13 protein-coding genes and 1 pseudogene are annotated in these 15,171 nt (G+C 40.1%); 4 read left to right on the top strand and 10 right to left on the bottom strand.

Annotated elements, in window-relative coordinates; translation table 11 throughout:
• Nucleotides 1-11: 11 nt before the first annotated feature.
• The 8 genes and pseudogenes from ACNKW3_RS05125 to ccmA all read right to left on the bottom strand — a co-directional run bounded on the left by ACNKW3_RS05125 (nucleotide 12) and on the right by ccmA (nucleotide 5,969).
• The gene (locus tag ACNKW3_RS05125; protein ID WP_427398204.1) at nucleotides 12-521 is read right to left on the bottom strand and encodes a cytochrome c-type biogenesis protein; all 510 of its coding nucleotides are present in this window, start codon (nucleotides 519-521) and stop codon (nucleotides 12-14) included.
• On the bottom strand, nucleotides 518-1,126 hold the full coding sequence (locus ACNKW3_RS05130; RefSeq protein WP_427398205.1) for a DsbE family thiol:disulfide interchange protein: 609 nt from the start codon (nucleotides 1,124-1,126) through the stop codon (nucleotides 518-520). The genes ACNKW3_RS05125 and ACNKW3_RS05130 overlap by 4 nt, the downstream gene beginning before the upstream one ends.
• A complete protein-coding gene (locus tag ACNKW3_RS05135) occupies nucleotides 1,123-3,150 on the bottom strand; it encodes a heme lyase CcmF/NrfE family subunit (RefSeq protein WP_427398206.1) in 2,028 nt (675 codons plus the stop codon). The genes ACNKW3_RS05130 and ACNKW3_RS05135 overlap by 4 nt, the downstream gene beginning before the upstream one ends.
• The gene (gene ccmE / locus ACNKW3_RS05140) at nucleotides 3,151-3,621 is read right to left on the bottom strand and encodes a cytochrome c maturation protein CcmE (RefSeq protein ID WP_427398207.1); all 471 of its coding nucleotides are present in this window, start codon (nucleotides 3,619-3,621) and stop codon (nucleotides 3,151-3,153) included.
• On the bottom strand, nucleotides 3,605-3,952 hold the full coding sequence (ccmD, locus tag ACNKW3_RS05145) for a heme exporter protein CcmD (RefSeq protein WP_427398590.1): 348 nt from the start codon (nucleotides 3,950-3,952) through the stop codon (nucleotides 3,605-3,607). Before ccmD ends, ccmE begins: the two co-directional genes overlap by 17 nt.
• Nucleotides 3,932-4,681 (bottom strand): annotated as a pseudogene (locus tag ACNKW3_RS05150) (heme ABC transporter permease); the annotation flags it as partial. The pseudogene ACNKW3_RS05150 and the gene ccmD, both read right to left, overlap by 21 nt.
• Complete coding sequence (gene ccmB, locus ACNKW3_RS05155; RefSeq protein WP_427398591.1) at nucleotides 4,678-5,343, bottom strand: heme exporter protein CcmB; 666 nt, start codon at nucleotides 5,341-5,343, stop codon at nucleotides 4,678-4,680. The pseudogene ACNKW3_RS05150 and the gene ccmB, both read right to left, overlap by 4 nt.
• Complete coding sequence (gene ccmA / locus ACNKW3_RS05160; protein ID WP_427398208.1) at nucleotides 5,343-5,969, bottom strand: cytochrome c biogenesis heme-transporting ATPase CcmA; 627 nt, start codon at nucleotides 5,967-5,969, stop codon at nucleotides 5,343-5,345. The genes ccmB and ccmA overlap by 1 nt, the downstream gene beginning before the upstream one ends.
• 192 nt (nucleotides 5,970-6,161) lie before the next feature.
• Between ccmA and ACNKW3_RS05165 the strand changes: the two genes are divergently transcribed.
• Both ACNKW3_RS05165 and ACNKW3_RS05170 read left to right on the top strand, forming a co-directional pair.
• Entirely contained in the window at nucleotides 6,162-8,435 is a 2,274-nt protein-coding gene (locus tag ACNKW3_RS05165) for a hypothetical protein (RefSeq protein WP_427398209.1), read from the top strand.
• Between the two features lie 10 nt (nucleotides 8,436-8,445).
• Nucleotides 8,446-8,769 carry an EscU/YscU/HrcU family type III secretion system export apparatus switch protein gene (locus ACNKW3_RS05170; RefSeq protein ID WP_427398210.1) on the top strand — a complete coding sequence of 108 codons (324 nt, stop codon included), beginning with the start codon at nucleotides 8,446-8,448 and terminating at the stop codon, nucleotides 8,767-8,769.
• Between the two features lie 123 nt (nucleotides 8,770-8,892).
• Here ACNKW3_RS05170 and recA read toward each other — a convergent pair whose 3' ends face one another.
• Complete coding sequence (gene recA / locus ACNKW3_RS05175) at nucleotides 8,893-9,930, bottom strand: recombinase RecA (protein ID WP_427398211.1); 1,038 nt, start codon at nucleotides 9,928-9,930, stop codon at nucleotides 8,893-8,895.
• A 252-nt stretch (nucleotides 9,931-10,182) separates the two neighbouring features.
• Nucleotides 10,183-10,689: a CinA family protein gene (locus ACNKW3_RS05180; RefSeq protein ID WP_427398212.1), complete on the bottom strand. Its 507-nt coding sequence runs from the start codon at nucleotides 10,687-10,689 to the stop codon at nucleotides 10,183-10,185.
• Between the two features lie 100 nt (nucleotides 10,690-10,789).
• Here ACNKW3_RS05180 and mutS point away from each other — a divergent pair, with 100 nt between their 5' ends.
• Nucleotides 10,790-13,387: a DNA mismatch repair protein MutS gene (gene mutS / locus ACNKW3_RS05185; RefSeq protein WP_427398213.1), complete on the top strand. Its 2,598-nt coding sequence runs from the start codon at nucleotides 10,790-10,792 to the stop codon at nucleotides 13,385-13,387.
• Between the two features lie 138 nt (nucleotides 13,388-13,525).
• A complete protein-coding gene (locus ACNKW3_RS05190) occupies nucleotides 13,526-15,157 on the top strand; it encodes a CTP synthase (protein WP_427398214.1) in 1,632 nt (543 codons plus the stop codon).
• The last annotated feature ends 14 nt before the right edge of the window (nucleotides 15,158-15,171 follow it).

Below are 15,171 nucleotides of genomic sequence, written 5' to 3' on the forward strand. Positions count from 1 at the left end.
TGCCGTTCTGCTTATTCGTCTTTGAGTAATGCTTCAGCCTGGGCAATTTTTTCGTCAGAATTTTCATCGTCAACGGTTTTTCGACGCATTAAAAATATACCTAACATGAGTACAACAAAAAGTACGGGAAGTACCCAAAGCCAAATGGTGAATGCATTCACGGGTGGTTTGTAATACACAAAATCATTATACCGCCCTTTCATGAAGGCTATAACTTGCTCTTCACTTTTTCCATCTTTAAGCATTTGATACACTTTTCTACGCATATCATGGGCAATCATTGCATTTGAATCGGCAATATTTTGATTTTGACACTTGGGACATCTTAAATTTTTAGTTAATTCAAGGAAGCTTTTGCGTTTTTCAGGATCGTCAAATGCATAATTTTCAGCATAATCTTTAGGCACAGTGCGTAGCGCCTCTTGCTCATTTGTAACTACAGTCTCTTCTTGGGCTAGCACTTGAACATTAAAGGTTAATACCAGTAAGATGCCGAAACATAAAAATAAGCGCTTATTCATTGCTCAAGTCCTTTTTGAGTATCAGAAATTCCTCTTTCAACGTTAATTTTTTCGATTTCAGGCATAAATTTATTTCGCCAAACCCTTGGGTTAATATCGCCTAAATGGTGTACACGAATAACGCCTTTATGATCCACCAAGAAGGTCTCGGGCGCGCCAGTTACCCCAAGATCTAAACTGGTATCTCTATACACATCAAAGATATTAAATTCGAAAGGGTTGCCAAATCTTCCCAAGGTCTCTGTTACCTCAGTGCGCACTCTATTCACGGTTTTCGTTCCAAAATCAGGATCTAAATCCTGATCATAATACAGGCCAACAAAGCGATACCCTTGCTGACTTAATTCTGTCAGATAAGGCAATTCAATAGCGCAGGTAACGCACCAAACACCCCATACATTCACCAGTGTCATCTGTCCTTGAAACACACTATTGTCGTAAATTATATTTTCTTGCATCAAATCAGGCAGTTGAAAATCAGGAAACTTATTTTCAAGCATCGCCGATTCTCTTTGTGTCGGATCAGAGAATAAGCCTAGAAACAAAAAAACCGACAACATAAGAAACAAAACCAAAGGCACTAAAAACCATGCTAGCTTTTTCATTGCGCAGACTCCTGAGGTTTTACGTCCATCTCCGATGCTGGCGCCACTTTCTCTGTTTTAGCAAAGGTTTGTTTAAATTTTGCCATTTTCTTAATGCGATAACGTTTATCAGACATAGATAAAACACCGCCGATACTCATAATAAAGGCTCCGCCCCAGATCCACACGACAAAAGGCTTGTAGTATAAGCGAATCGCCCAAGCACCATTATCTAGAGGTTCCCCCATAGCAATGAATAAATCACGGGTCAGCGTTGTATGAATACCAGCCTCGGTCATGGGCATCTGCTGCACCCTATATAAGCGTTTTTCAGGCTCTAAATGATCGACGAATTGTCCATTTTTATAGACATCAAATATGCCTCTATCAGCATCATAATTAGGGCCTTGAATTGCTTTTACACCAGAAAAATGGATTTCATAATCCGCTATGGTGACCTTATCACCCGGATCAACTTTTAAATCTCGTTCTAATTCGTAATTGCTTACTAAAGTGATACCAATCAGGGAAACCGCGAATCCCACATGGCCCAACACCATTCCCCAGTGGCTTGGAGTGAGCTTTTTCAGTGAAGCAAGGGTACTTTCTTCATCCGTTTGGGCGCTTACTCGTTGTCTTACTTCCATTATAGTTGTGACCAAAACCCAAAAGCTCATTGCCATCCCCAAAAATCCTAAATAAGACTGTTGGTCGTAACTAAAATTAACCGCCAATCCACCACACATGGCTAGCACAAAGGCCAGGATCATTTGGTTACGTAAATCTCTAGGTTTCTGGCGTTTCCAACGAGTAAGGGGACCTACCCCTAAAAAGAACACAAATGGCACCACCAATAAGGTAAACATTTGATTAAAGAATGGTGCACCAACGGAGATGCTCCCTAATCCAATTTGTTTGTGAATAAGAGGAAACAAGGTACCTATTAGAACCACTATAGTCGCGGCGCAAAGCAAAACATTGTTACCCATTAGCATCATTTCACGGGAAAAAATCTCATATCTTCCTACGGATTTTAATTGAGAAGCACGTATTGCATACAGTAATAAGGAACCACCAATTACGACAATTAACAATCCAAGAATAAACAAACCTCTAGAAGGATCTGACGCGAATGAATGCACAGAAACCAAGACACCAGATCTGACTAAAAATGTGCCCAACAAACTCAACGAAAACGCTGCGATTGCCAGTAACACTGTCCAGGATTTAAACACTTTACGTTTTTCAGTTACCGCTAAAGAATGCATCAATGCCGTACCTACTAACCAAGGCATAAAAGAAGCGTTCTCTACAGGATCCCAGAACCACCAGCCTCCCCAGCCTAATTCATAATATGCCCACCAACTACCTAAAGCCATTCCAAGGGTTAAAAAGCTCCAAGCCGCTATGGTCCATGGGCGAGACCACCGTGCCCACGTTGAATCTAATTGACCGCCAAGTAGAGCTGCTATGGCAAAAGCGAAGGCAACTGAAAAACCTACGTATCCCATGTATAACATTGGGGGATGTATAATCATGCCAAAATCTTGTAAAAGCGGATTCAGATCTCTACCGTCTACAGGAAAGAATGGCAGCATACTTTCAAATGGATTCGAGGTAATTAACATAAACAAATAAAATGAAATACTTACCATGCCTAGAACAGCTAAAACTCGCGCTAACATAGCTTCAGGTATGCCTTTAGAGAACAAGGCAACCGCGAGCGTCCAAATTGAAAATATAAGCACCCAGAGTAAGAAGGATCCTTCGTGATTGCCCCAAACAGCTGTCACTTTATAATAAATAGGCAACTGACTATTGGAATTTTGCGCCACTACACTCAAGGAAAAGTCGTCCGTAATAAATCCATAAGTAAGCGCTGCATATGCTGCTAAGGTGAATAAGAATAATCCAGTTGCAATAGGTCTACCGAGCGCCATCAGGCCAGAGTTATTGGTCTGAGCGCCCCAAAGTGGATAAATTGCCAACAAAATAGATAAAATCAGCGCTAATACTAATGTGACAGTGCCTAGTTCACCAATCATTTAGTAAGCTCCCGACTTTGTTTTTAGATGATCCATTTTTTCCAACTTTTCAGCGAGATCTGGCGGCATATACTCCTCGTCATGTTTCGCTAACACCTCTTGTGCACTTATCATGGTGGGAGATTGTAAAGTGCCTGTGGCTATTATCCCTTGGCCTTCACGAAACAAGTCTGGCAATATTCCTTGATATTCGACCGTTATTGTTGGGCCTGTATCTACCAAATCAAATTTTACTGATAAAGTATCTTGATCACGAGAAACACTTCCTGGTACCACTAAGCCACCAATTCGAATTCGCTGACCTATTTGAGGTTTTACCCCAGTTTGGTCTTTGCCGTTGTGAATTTCTGAAGGTGTATAAAACACATCAATGTTATTTGAAAAGCTATAAAGCATAACGCCCACAGCTACTGCAATAAGTGTCAATGCCCCTGATACAGCTAAAAGTCGCTGTTTACGCCTTGGATTCATTACTAATAACCTCTGAATTCTTTTGATTTCGCTTGGCCCTTGCTGCCAAAATACGTTCCGCTCTTGCCTGCTGCTGTTTGACTTGAATTTTAACCATTTTGTTCATAAACAAGGTATGGCTTAACAACAGCATCATACATAAAAAACTAAGCGCAAAAGATAGCCAAACAAAATAACCCCTGCCTGCCATATCCCAAAAAGAAGAGATGCTGGAGAATTGGAAACCTTGATTCACCATCATATAACCAGCCCAAATCACAAATATTGCAGATAATATCCCTAACAAACCTTTATTTGGGAGTCTGTGTAGTTGATGTTGGGAGTCATTCATTAATTCACCAATCCAAGGGCGGTGAGCTTCACGCTTGATTAATTCATTACGTAATCGCATTAGCACACAACAACCAATAAAACCCGCCATTCCTACAATGCAAACGAGTAAGGGGAAAAGCATTTCATTTGGCATAGAAGGTTTGTCTAGTTTACTAATGGTTGCAGTTTGATGCAGCGTATTCCACCATTCTACTGAATATTTAATGATAGGTATGTTGATAACCCCAACAATTGACATCACAGCCGCTGCTTTCCCACCTTGCAACTTGTCTTCAAAGGATACGTAAAGGGCCAAAACACCCATATATAAAAAAAGCAATATCAACTGAGAGGTTAATCTTGCATCCCATATCCAGTAAGTACCCCAAGTAGGTTTTCCCCAAATGGCGCCAGTGAACAGGGAAATAAGCGTGATTACTGCTCCCACTGGTGCTATAGCGATAATGACCGTCAAGGCTGTGCGCCATTGCCAAACAAGCGCTACAAAACCGGCTACTGCCATAGCAACATAAGTTGTCATAGACAACGAGGCCGTAGGTACATGGATATAGATAATTCTGTACACTTCGTTTTGTTGGTAATCAGTAGGTGCGAAACCTAATCCCCAGATAATTCCCACTGGCAAAACAATTACCGCCAAGGTAAAAAACCAAGGTAACAGCTGATTGCAAAGTCCATAGGTACGCTCTGGTTTTGCAAATTGATTTAACCATTTAACAAAGTTCAATGCTGACTCACCCTTAATGAATATGCGATTGCCCAAGGCGCTAATGCAATACTAAACAGTAATATTGCGCCCATAATACCAAGTTGAAATGAATAAGGTAATTGCAGAGAAACTGAATCTACTGCTGAAGTGGCAAAAATAAGTAACGGAATAAAAAGTGGTAATAACAACAAGGGCAACAAAACGCCACTGCGTTGCAGACTGACCGTCAATGCAACACCTATTGCTCCAATTAAACTAATTGTAGGTGTACCTAATAATAGGGTTAAGATTAATACCCAATACATTTCAAAGGTCATATTCAAAAATAACGCGAGCATTGGACTCAACAACAACAATGGAATCATGGAAATTAGCCAATGAGTCAATACTTTGATCAAGACAATTAGATATAAAGGAAGATCGGTTAACATGTATTGCTCCATGCTACCGTCGATAAAATCGTCCCTGAACAGGCGTTCCAATCCCATCAGCAATGACAAAATTGCAGCCACCCAAACAACGCCGGCGGATATGCGTTGCAAAATATCCGGACCTGGCCCCACTGCCAAAGGGAAAAGGCTTATCACAATAATAAAAAACATCAATGGCTGCATCAATTCAGAAGCTTGTCTAAATGCTAGAGAAAACTCTCTATTAGATACTGCGACTAAACGTCTGATCACCAATGATACTCCAGATAAAATTCAGATGTTTTACAAGTGAGTTCTACTTGTTGGTGCGAGGTCATGACAACTGCTCCGCCGGCGTTTACAAATGAGTCAACTTGATGACATAACAACTTCACAGTATTAACGTCCAATGCCGTAAAAGGTTCATCTAAAACCCATAAAGATGCATTGGTTGATAGCCATAATTTGGCCAAGGATGCTCTTCTTTGCTGTCCTGCAGAAAGATGTTTGACGGGCAAATCTTCTAACCCTTCTAATCCGAGGTTTTCCAATACAATTTGCAGCTCAGCATTGTCTACAGGTTTGCCATGTAATTGACACCAAAACCCTAAGTTTTCTAGCGCTGAAAGATTGGCGTTTAAGCCTAATTTATGTCCACAGTACACCAGTTTTTTTGCCGCATCTGGGTATTTGTGAATGTTTTCTTGTTGGATTAATACATCTCCGGAGGTTGGCCTTGATAACCCTGTGATAATCCTAATTAAACTGGTTTTACCTGCTCCGTTTTCACCTTTCAAAAAAAGCAATTCACCGCCGGTCAGAGTCAAGTTTATATTGTGAAATAATTCACGGTCTTGTTTTTCACAACTAACACCGCTTAATTCAAGAATTTTCAAGTTAAATCCGCTATTTAAAAAACCGCGAAATAATAGCACAAACAACATGGACAACGCCAAGTTCAAACAGAAAAAATGTCAATCAAAACAATTATTCATTGATTAATGTCAAGATGAAATTCGCGTCTATGATTTATTCACTACCTCGACGAGTGAAACTTGTATTTTTTTAAAGAATGCCGATAACAGAGAATGAATCAAAATTCCATATCACATGTCAGCCCTCTAAACGCCTTGCAAGATGCGATTCAAGGCGGCCAAAAGCTTGTGGTCAGTGAACATGCACACCACGCGGCAAAAGAATCCATGACGTTGTCGCTTACAATTCTTAATGTAGGTCAGGGAAAAGTAACCTTACAGGTAGATTCTAGTAAACAAAAATTACAGATACCGGTTGAACAGTTGATTGCTGATGGTCAATTAAATAAAGGCGATCGCTTGGTATTGACAGGCGTGAAAGGGGAGCTGGCAAAATTAGTCGTTTCAACTTCTGGGCTATTGCAAAATGCGTCACTGAAGCAAAATCAAGCAATCCCTCCTCAAGTAATGAGAGAATTAGCTTCACAATGGCCTAATATTTCACCTCATGACATATCAAAAATTGTGACTTATCCAATTCTCGATAAAATAATTAAAAGTCCTTTAGAACAAAAACAGTTAGCGCAAACACTGCTTAAACTGGCTAGTTCCGCGTTAAATAACGTGCAAGTAAGTATTCAAGGACTCGTCAATAAAGTTGGCATAAATAATATTCAAGTAGAGATGCATGACAATGGGAGAACGCTCCCAGTAACTTTGCCAGTGAACCTGTCCAAGCTGCAGAATATAAAGCCTGAACAAGTGGTACAAATGAAACTTGCCGTTAATCCTACACAATCAAACAATGTAGTTATTAGCCAGTTAAAAATAGATGCTAGCCCGTTAGCTTTTAATGAACTAAAAACCCTGAATCAAAAACTGACAAACGCCAACCAAGTAAATCTAAATCATTTACTTAAAGATAATTTATTTAATCCAAGTAATCAGGTGACGAGCCCAGATATACTTATAATAAAGCCCAACAAGGCTCTTTTAGAGCAAGTTTTACCAAAACAGATTCAAACGCTAGATATTACCCAAAAAACGGACAATCTACTCGCGGTTGCCAAGTATGCTGCGCCAAACGGCAAAACCGTTCATCTAACCTTGGTCCCTCGTCCTGTTACCGTTATGACTCCTGTTGAGAGTTTACATGGCACAGGGGATGCTAATAGCTCAGCCGATTCTACGCCTCGCAAAAATGAGGGTACGTCAAAGCAGTATAGTATACCTCCTGAGCCCAATTCTTCACAAAACACTGAGAGTATAAATAAATCAACCTATAAGACGTCGCTCTTAGATAAACTAGGGAATGGGGGTGTATCCTTGTTAATCGACAAGTTTCAAAAACAAATCACCCAAAATCTAAGTTTATTACCCTCTGAACGAGGAAATTCAACTAGTATTTATCCTGGCATTGCACAAATCTTGGCAAAATTACCAAAAGAATCCTCTGATCTAGTCTCTCAATTGCTAATGGCAAAAAATCAAAAACTGACTACTGAAATCATGCCTGTAGGAAAACAGGAGCAAAGCTCGCCCCCAGCGGGTTCTCAAATAACCGAGCAAGGAATTAGAAAAATAGTTGAAAACCTGATGAACCAGTCAGAGGTCTTTAGCGAGTTTGACTATCAAACAACTGAACAAGAACACAATAGTCGACAACTTCTTCAGCAAACGCTGTCTAGTGCCCTTTCGCCGCAACTATTAAGCATGAAAGCACTAATGAACCAATCACAAAATTCAGCCATAGACGGACTTGTGAGTTTATTAACTATTCGTTTGTTAGGGAAAATATCACCTCAATCAGAGGGATATTTTCAATTGGCTAATATGTTGTCTTCCAAGTTAAGCAAAAATAACGACAAAGCTTCCCCTCAATCGGTCACTAAAGCTGCTCATGACTTGGAAAAATTAGATGGATCAGCAACCTTTTTCCGAGCGATTTCAAATAGCATTAATCAACGACAATTTAACGCATTACGTAGCGCAGAGAATAGTCTGCAAGGTCAAGATAGTTTGTACTTTACTCTGCCTAATTTGATCTCTCCAGAAAACAAAGATTTAGAAATAAAAATTCGTCGAGAACAAAGTAAAGAAGAAAGCTCTAATCAAAGGTTACAAACACACTGGCTGCTTGATATGAAATTGGATATAGGCAAGCAAGGTGAAATTTTAGCCAAAACCAAAGTAATCAAAAACAAGATAGAATTATCACTCTATGCTAGTTCAGAACAATTAACCCGAAAAGCTCAAAAATTTTTACCATTGCTTAGCAAACGGCTTGAATCACTTGGATTGCAGATAAATAACGCTAATTGTTACACTGCGAAAATACCTCCAAGTATTATGCAAACTCATCTAAGCACTATGAACGCCTTTGCTTAAGAGATCGATAATGGATACCTACGACAAACATTCATTACATAAGTCCAAAGCAGTGGGTTTGAAATACGATGGAGCAAAATCTAGCCCAAAAGTCATCGCAAAAGGCGAAGGTCAAATTGCTGATGAAATACTAGCCATCGCTCAAGCTCATGGTATTTTGGTTCATGAAGACGAGGAGCTTATGCAGGTATTGTCACAGCTGGATCTAGGTCAAGAAATTCCTGAAGCTCTTTATCTAGTTATAGCTGAATTGATCGCGTTTAGTTATTTACTACAAGGTAAGTTTCCCGAGAATTGGCGTAACCTGCATAACAAGGTCGATTTCAACGTCTAGCTTCATCAATATTGCCAATTACGGCCTTTCGCTACTGATTAAATTTGAATTGAAAAAAAGCCCGCGTGAAGCGGGCTAAGTGTTGGGAAAGTGTGCGCTAACAACTTTCAATGAAACTTGTGATTACTCTGATTCTGCTAAAACTTCAGTATCTGATTTTTCAGCTGGCTTTTTAGGCATCAATAACGCTTCTCTAATTCTGCCTTCCAATTCGTTGGCAATTTCAGGGTTTTCTTTAAGATATTTCACAACATTGGCTTTACCCTGACCAATTCGGTTGCCATTATAACTGTACCAAGCACCTGCTTTTTCAACATACTTCTGGCTTACACCGAGATCAATTAACTCAGCTTCCTTACTTATGCCAGAACCATACATAATTTGGAATTCAGCTTGTTTAAACGGAGGCGCAACTTTATTTTTTACGACTTTAACCCGAGTTTCGTTGCCAACTACCTCGTCACCTTCTTTAATTGCACCTATACGGCGAATATCCAAACGAACAGAGGAATAGAATTTAAGAGCATTACCACCCGTTGTAGTCTCAGGGTTACCAAACATAACACCAATTTTCATACGAATTTGGTTAATGAAAATACATAAAGTGTTCGAACGCTTAATGTTTGCCGTTAACTTACGTAATGCTTGGGACATTAATCTCGCTTGTAGACCAACATGAGAATCTCCCATGTCACCTTCAATTTCTGCTTTAGGTGTAAGTGCTGCTACTGAGTCAACGATTACAACATCTACAGCACCAGACCTGACTAACATGTCACAAATTTCAAGTGCTTGTTCACCTGTGTCAGGCTGAGATACCAGTAAATCTTCGATGTTTACGCCTAACTTCTCAGCATAAACTGGGTCTAATGCATGCTCCGCATCCACGAAAGCACAGGTTTTCCCTTTTTTCTGAGCTTCGGCGATCACCTGAAGAGTCAAGGTAGTTTTACCCGAGGATTCAGGTCCATATATTTCAACCACTCGACCGCAAGGTAAACCACCGATTCCTAATGCAATATCAATACTTAAGCTACCTGTTGATATTGACTCTATATCCATCGCCTGATTATCACCCAGACGCATAATAGAACCTTTACCAAATTGCTTTTCAATTTGACTTAGCGCCGCATTAAGAGCTTGATTTTTATTATCTTTCACAATTTTATCCTTGCGTAATTTGAGTGTTTTATCAATAACACTACAGGTAAAAATTACCATTTAATTATATTCAAACGACTAAGCATCTAATCATTTATATCGGAAGTATACTGTATAGCCATACAGTTTCAATGACTTTTTTTGAATTTTTTAATAACTGTATGAATTTACATGTAAATTAAATTTTTCTGAGCCCTAATTTAAGCACGAAAAAGCCTAACACCTATATACAATAACCTTATTATCACAGGTTTAATTCGGTTCTTGAACTATACAATCGATCAGTTTTTCAATGGCTAACACTATGGCTTGCTCGCGCACTAAATGGCGATCGCCACTGAACTTACGATTAAAACTGACTGTGGTAGATTTAGTTGCTATAGCAAACCAAACTAACCCTACTGGCTTGTGAGCGCTTCCGCCTGTTGGTCCTGCAATACCACTAATAGCAACAGCATAGTCGGCAGCTGAGCGCAATAAACCACCATTAGCCATTTCAACTACTGTATCTTTGGACACCGCACCATAACGATCTAAGGTCTTGGCTTTTACCCCGACCAGTGACATTTTAGCCTCATTGGAATAAGTCACCCAACTTTGCTTAATATAAGCACTTGACCCAGGAACTTCAGTAATGGCGTAGGCTAAACCACCACCCGTGCAGCTTTCTATGGTAGTGACGAAAGCATTTTTTTCTATCAAACGTCGGCCCAAGTCTTCAGACAACTGCAATTTTTTTTCTAGTTGATTGTTTAGCATTGTTATCATCACTGCATTTTTACTTTAGAATATAATAAAGCAAGTACATTAGATCACACAAAATTTAAACGCCATTAATACAGAAGAATAATAAAAATCAATGCCTGACACTGCGACAAAACACACGCCTATGATGGCGCAATATTTAAAGATTAAAGCTGAACACCCTGACATTTTGCTGTTTTATCGTATGGGTGATTTTTATGAATTATTTTATTCTGATGCAAAAAAAGCCGCTGAATTATTGAATATTTCCCTAACGGCTCGGGGAAAATCTGGCGGCGAACCCATTCCTATGGCAGGTGTCCCCTATCATGCTGCTGAAAATTATCTCGCTAAACTGGTAAAAATGGGCGAATCCGTTGCTATTTGTGAGCAAATTGGAGATCCAGCCACTAGTAAAGGGCCAGTAGAGCGCAAGGTTGTGCGTATAGTAACGCCCGGCACTATCACCGACGAGGCCTTGTTAGAAGAAAAGAAAGAAGCCGTTTTGGTCGCTGTTAATGAATATAAGGGGAGTTTTGGCTGTGCAAGTTTAGATTTAGCCAGCGGACGTTTTACCGTCATTGATTGCCACAGCGAAGAAGCCCTGTTAGCCAATTTATCCAAAATTAACGTGGCAGAAATTCTCTATCCAGAAGATTTTCAGTTTCCACAATTAGTGACTGTGTTAAAAGGCTCCAGACGACGACCGGTATGGGAATTTGACCAACAAACGGCCGTCAACAAGCTAAATCAACAGTTTGGAACAAATACCCTTGACGGATTTGGCGTTGATGAAAGTTTGTTGTCAATTGGTTGTGCGGGTTGTTTATTATTATATGTAAATGAAACACAGCGCACTCAACTGGTACATGTCAATAAACTAATCCAAGATAATCCTCAACACAGTTTACAAATGGATGCCGCAACTCAGAAAAATTTAGAATTAACACGAAATTTATCTGGCGGACTAGAAAACACCTTACTCAGTGTGCTGGATAAAACTGTTACCCCCATGGGATCACGTTTATTGCAACGCATGATGCATGCGCCTGAGAGAGAGCCAGAAGAAATAAAGTCACGTCAAACATCAGTGCAGGCTATTCAAAACGCTGATTTCAATGAGTTACGACAACTTTTAAAACAAGTTGGAGATATGGAACGCGTGCTATCGCGCATTGCCCTTAGAAGTGCCAGACCAAGAGACTTCTCGAGACTTAGCAGTGCGTTGGCTGTGTTGCCAGATATTCTTTCTGTGTTAGAGGTTATACAAAATACTGAAGATGAAAATGCTAGTCAATCTCTATCATCCTATATTCAACATATAACGCAATATCCTGAACTGTCGGAATTACTCGAGCGCGCAATTGCAGAAAACCCGCCAGTAGTTATTCGAGACGGCGGGGTAATAAAAGCAGAATATAGTACTGAACTAGATGAACTTAGAGATCTTGCCCAAGGTGCAACTGATTTCTTAACTCAACTAGAAAATCGAGAACGCATTCGCACCGGTATCAGTACCCTTAAAGTAAATTATAACAAAGTACATGGCTTTTATATTGAAGTAAGTCGAGCTAACAGCGAACTTGTGCCTGCGGACTATATACGCCGCCAAACATTAAAGAATAATGAAAGGTACATTATTCCTGAGCTTAAAGAGCATGAAGATAAAGTATTAAACAGTCAAAGTCGTGCTTTGGCTCTAGAAAAACGCTTGTATGACGAGCTTTTTGATCAATTTATTCCTCACCTTAAAGCGCTGATGCAGTCAGCGCATTATCTGGCAAAACTAGACGTCATGGCAAATTTTGCAGAACGAGCCGATAGTCTAGCTTGGGTTAGGCCACAACTTGTTGAAGAAAACCTTATTGAATATTCAGCAGGTAGACACCCAGTAGTTGAAGAAGTGATGGAGTCGCCTTTCATTGCCAATCCTCTGTTGATTAATGACAGCACCAAGATGCTAATGATAACTGGCCCTAACATGGGGGGAAAATCCACTTATATGCGTCAAACTGCTTTAATTGTGTTGCTAACATATTTGGGTAGCTGTGTTCCGGCAGAAGCTGCGCGTATCGGACCTATCGATAGAATTTTTACACGTATAGGTGCATCGGATGATCTAGCGTCAGGCCGTTCTACCTTTATGGTAGAAATGACAGATACTGCCAATATCTTAAATAATGCTACTGCCAATAGTTTAGTGCTAATGGACGAAATTGGTCGGGGAACTAGCACCTATGATGGACTATCATTGGCTTGGGCCTGCGCAACTTACTTAGCTGAAAAAATTAACTGTTTTACCTTATTTGCGACCCATTACTTTGAGCTTACTTCGCTTACTGAGAAATATTCAAATATCAGCAATGTACATTTAAATGCCATTGAACATAATGACGACATTAAGTTTATGCATCAAGTGCAACAAGGTGCTGCTAATAAAAGTTATGGTCTTCAAGTGGCTAAACTCGCCGGTGTTCCAAATCATGTTTTAACCATTGCCAAAGCTAAACTTGCATTGCTTGAAACAGCGACGCCGCAGCAACAAAATCACCCGTTAGAGCAAGTCGATGCGCCGCAGCAAATGCAGATTGAAATCGAAGCGCCGCATTGGCTAGAACAAAAACTTTCGCAAGTAGATCTAGATGAACTTAGCCCGAGAGAATCTCAAGCATTGCTATACCAGTGGCGAGAACAATTACGCAATAAACAATAATTATAATTTACTAAACTAAACAAAAAACGTTATACTATCGGCCCATCGAATGAGTGCATTCTTGTGCTTTAAATTTGTATAAATTTCGTTCTTCAAATTTATGCTTTCACAATAAAATTCGGAAACTTTAGGCCTAACATGACAAACTATATCTTCGTCACTGGTGGTGTTGTTTCATCACTTGGAAAAGGTATTGCTGCAGCCTCATTGGCAGCTATTCTTGAAGCCCGCGGCCTCAAGGTAACTATGCTCAAATTGGACCCCTACATTAATGTAGATCCCGGTACTATGAGCCCTATTCAACACGGCGAAGTCTTTGTAACAGACGATGGTGCAGAAACGGATTTAGATTTAGGCCATTACGAACGTTTTATTCGTACCCGCATGACCCAGCGCAACAACTTCACCACAGGTGCTGTGTATGAAGAAGTACTGCGCAGAGAACGACGTGGCGATTACCTAGGGGCAACTATTCAGGTTATTCCGCACATCACCAATGAAATTAAACGTCGAGTCATTGCTGGCGCAGAAGGTAACGAAATTGCCATCGTCGAAATCGGTGGCACTGTTGGTGACATTGAATCACAGCCATTTATTGAAGCAATTAGACAATTAGGCACCGAAATAGGTCGTGAGAGAACTATGTTCATGCACCTAACCCTTGTACCATTTTTGGCAGCGTCGGGGGAAGTCAAGACAAAACCAACGCAGCATTCAGTAAAAGAACTGAGATCAGTAGGTATTCAACCTGACATTTTAGTCTGTCGTTCAGAATGCCCGCTACCTTCCAATGAAAGATCTAAAATTGCCTTGTTTACTAACGTAAATGAAAAGGCTGTAATTTCATTACGAGACGCAGATAGTATCTACAAGATCCCAGCAGCGTTGAAAGCTCAAGGTATGGATCAACTAGTGGTTGATCGCTTCGGCTTAGATTGTCCAGAAGCTGATTTAAGCGAATGGGAACAAGTATTGTATGCGGAGTCCAACCCAGTAGGTGAAGTTAATGTGGGTATGGTGGGTAAATATGTTGAGTTGCCGGACGCATATAAATCTGTAAACGAAGCATTAAAACATGCGGGTCTTAAAAATAGACTAACCGTTAACATTCATTATATTGACTCGCAAGATATCGAAAGCAAGGGCGTTACTTTATTAAAAGATTTAGATGCCATACTGGTGCCTGGAGGATTTGGTGAACGCGGAATTGAAGGCAAAATTGCTGCCGCTAAATATGCCAGAGAAAACGATGTGCCCTATTTAGGTATTTGTTTGGGTATGCAGGTTGCCTACATCGAATTTGCACGAAATGTTGCCGGCATGGATAACGCAAATAGTACCGAATTTAATCCAGAAACCCCCTTCCCTGTTGTAGGCCTAATAACAGAGTGGTTAGATTCAACGGGCTCTACAGAGATCAGAGATGTTTCAGATGATTTAGGTGGTACTATGAGACTTGGTAGTCAACTTTGCCATTTGATCAAAGATACAAAAGTTGCCAATATGTATGGCTCCACCGAAATTTACGAACGTCATCGCCATAGATACGAAGTAAACAATAATCTACGCCAACAAGTAGAAGATGCAGGACTTAAAATAAGCGGCTTATCGACAGACAAGCGTTTGGTAGAAGTAATTGAATTAGAAGATCATCCTTGGTTTATTGCGGGTCAATTTCACCCAGAATTTAATTCAACCCCAAGAGATGGCCATCCTTTATTTAAAGGGTTTATTGCCGCCGCCAACGAGTACAGAAAGAAGCATCATTAAATCGCATTAAGCAT

This window comes from Glaciecola sp. 1036 (assembly GCF_050306235.1).
In the GTDB taxonomy this organism is placed as follows: Bacteria; Pseudomonadota; Gammaproteobacteria; order Enterobacterales; family Alteromonadaceae; genus Glaciecola.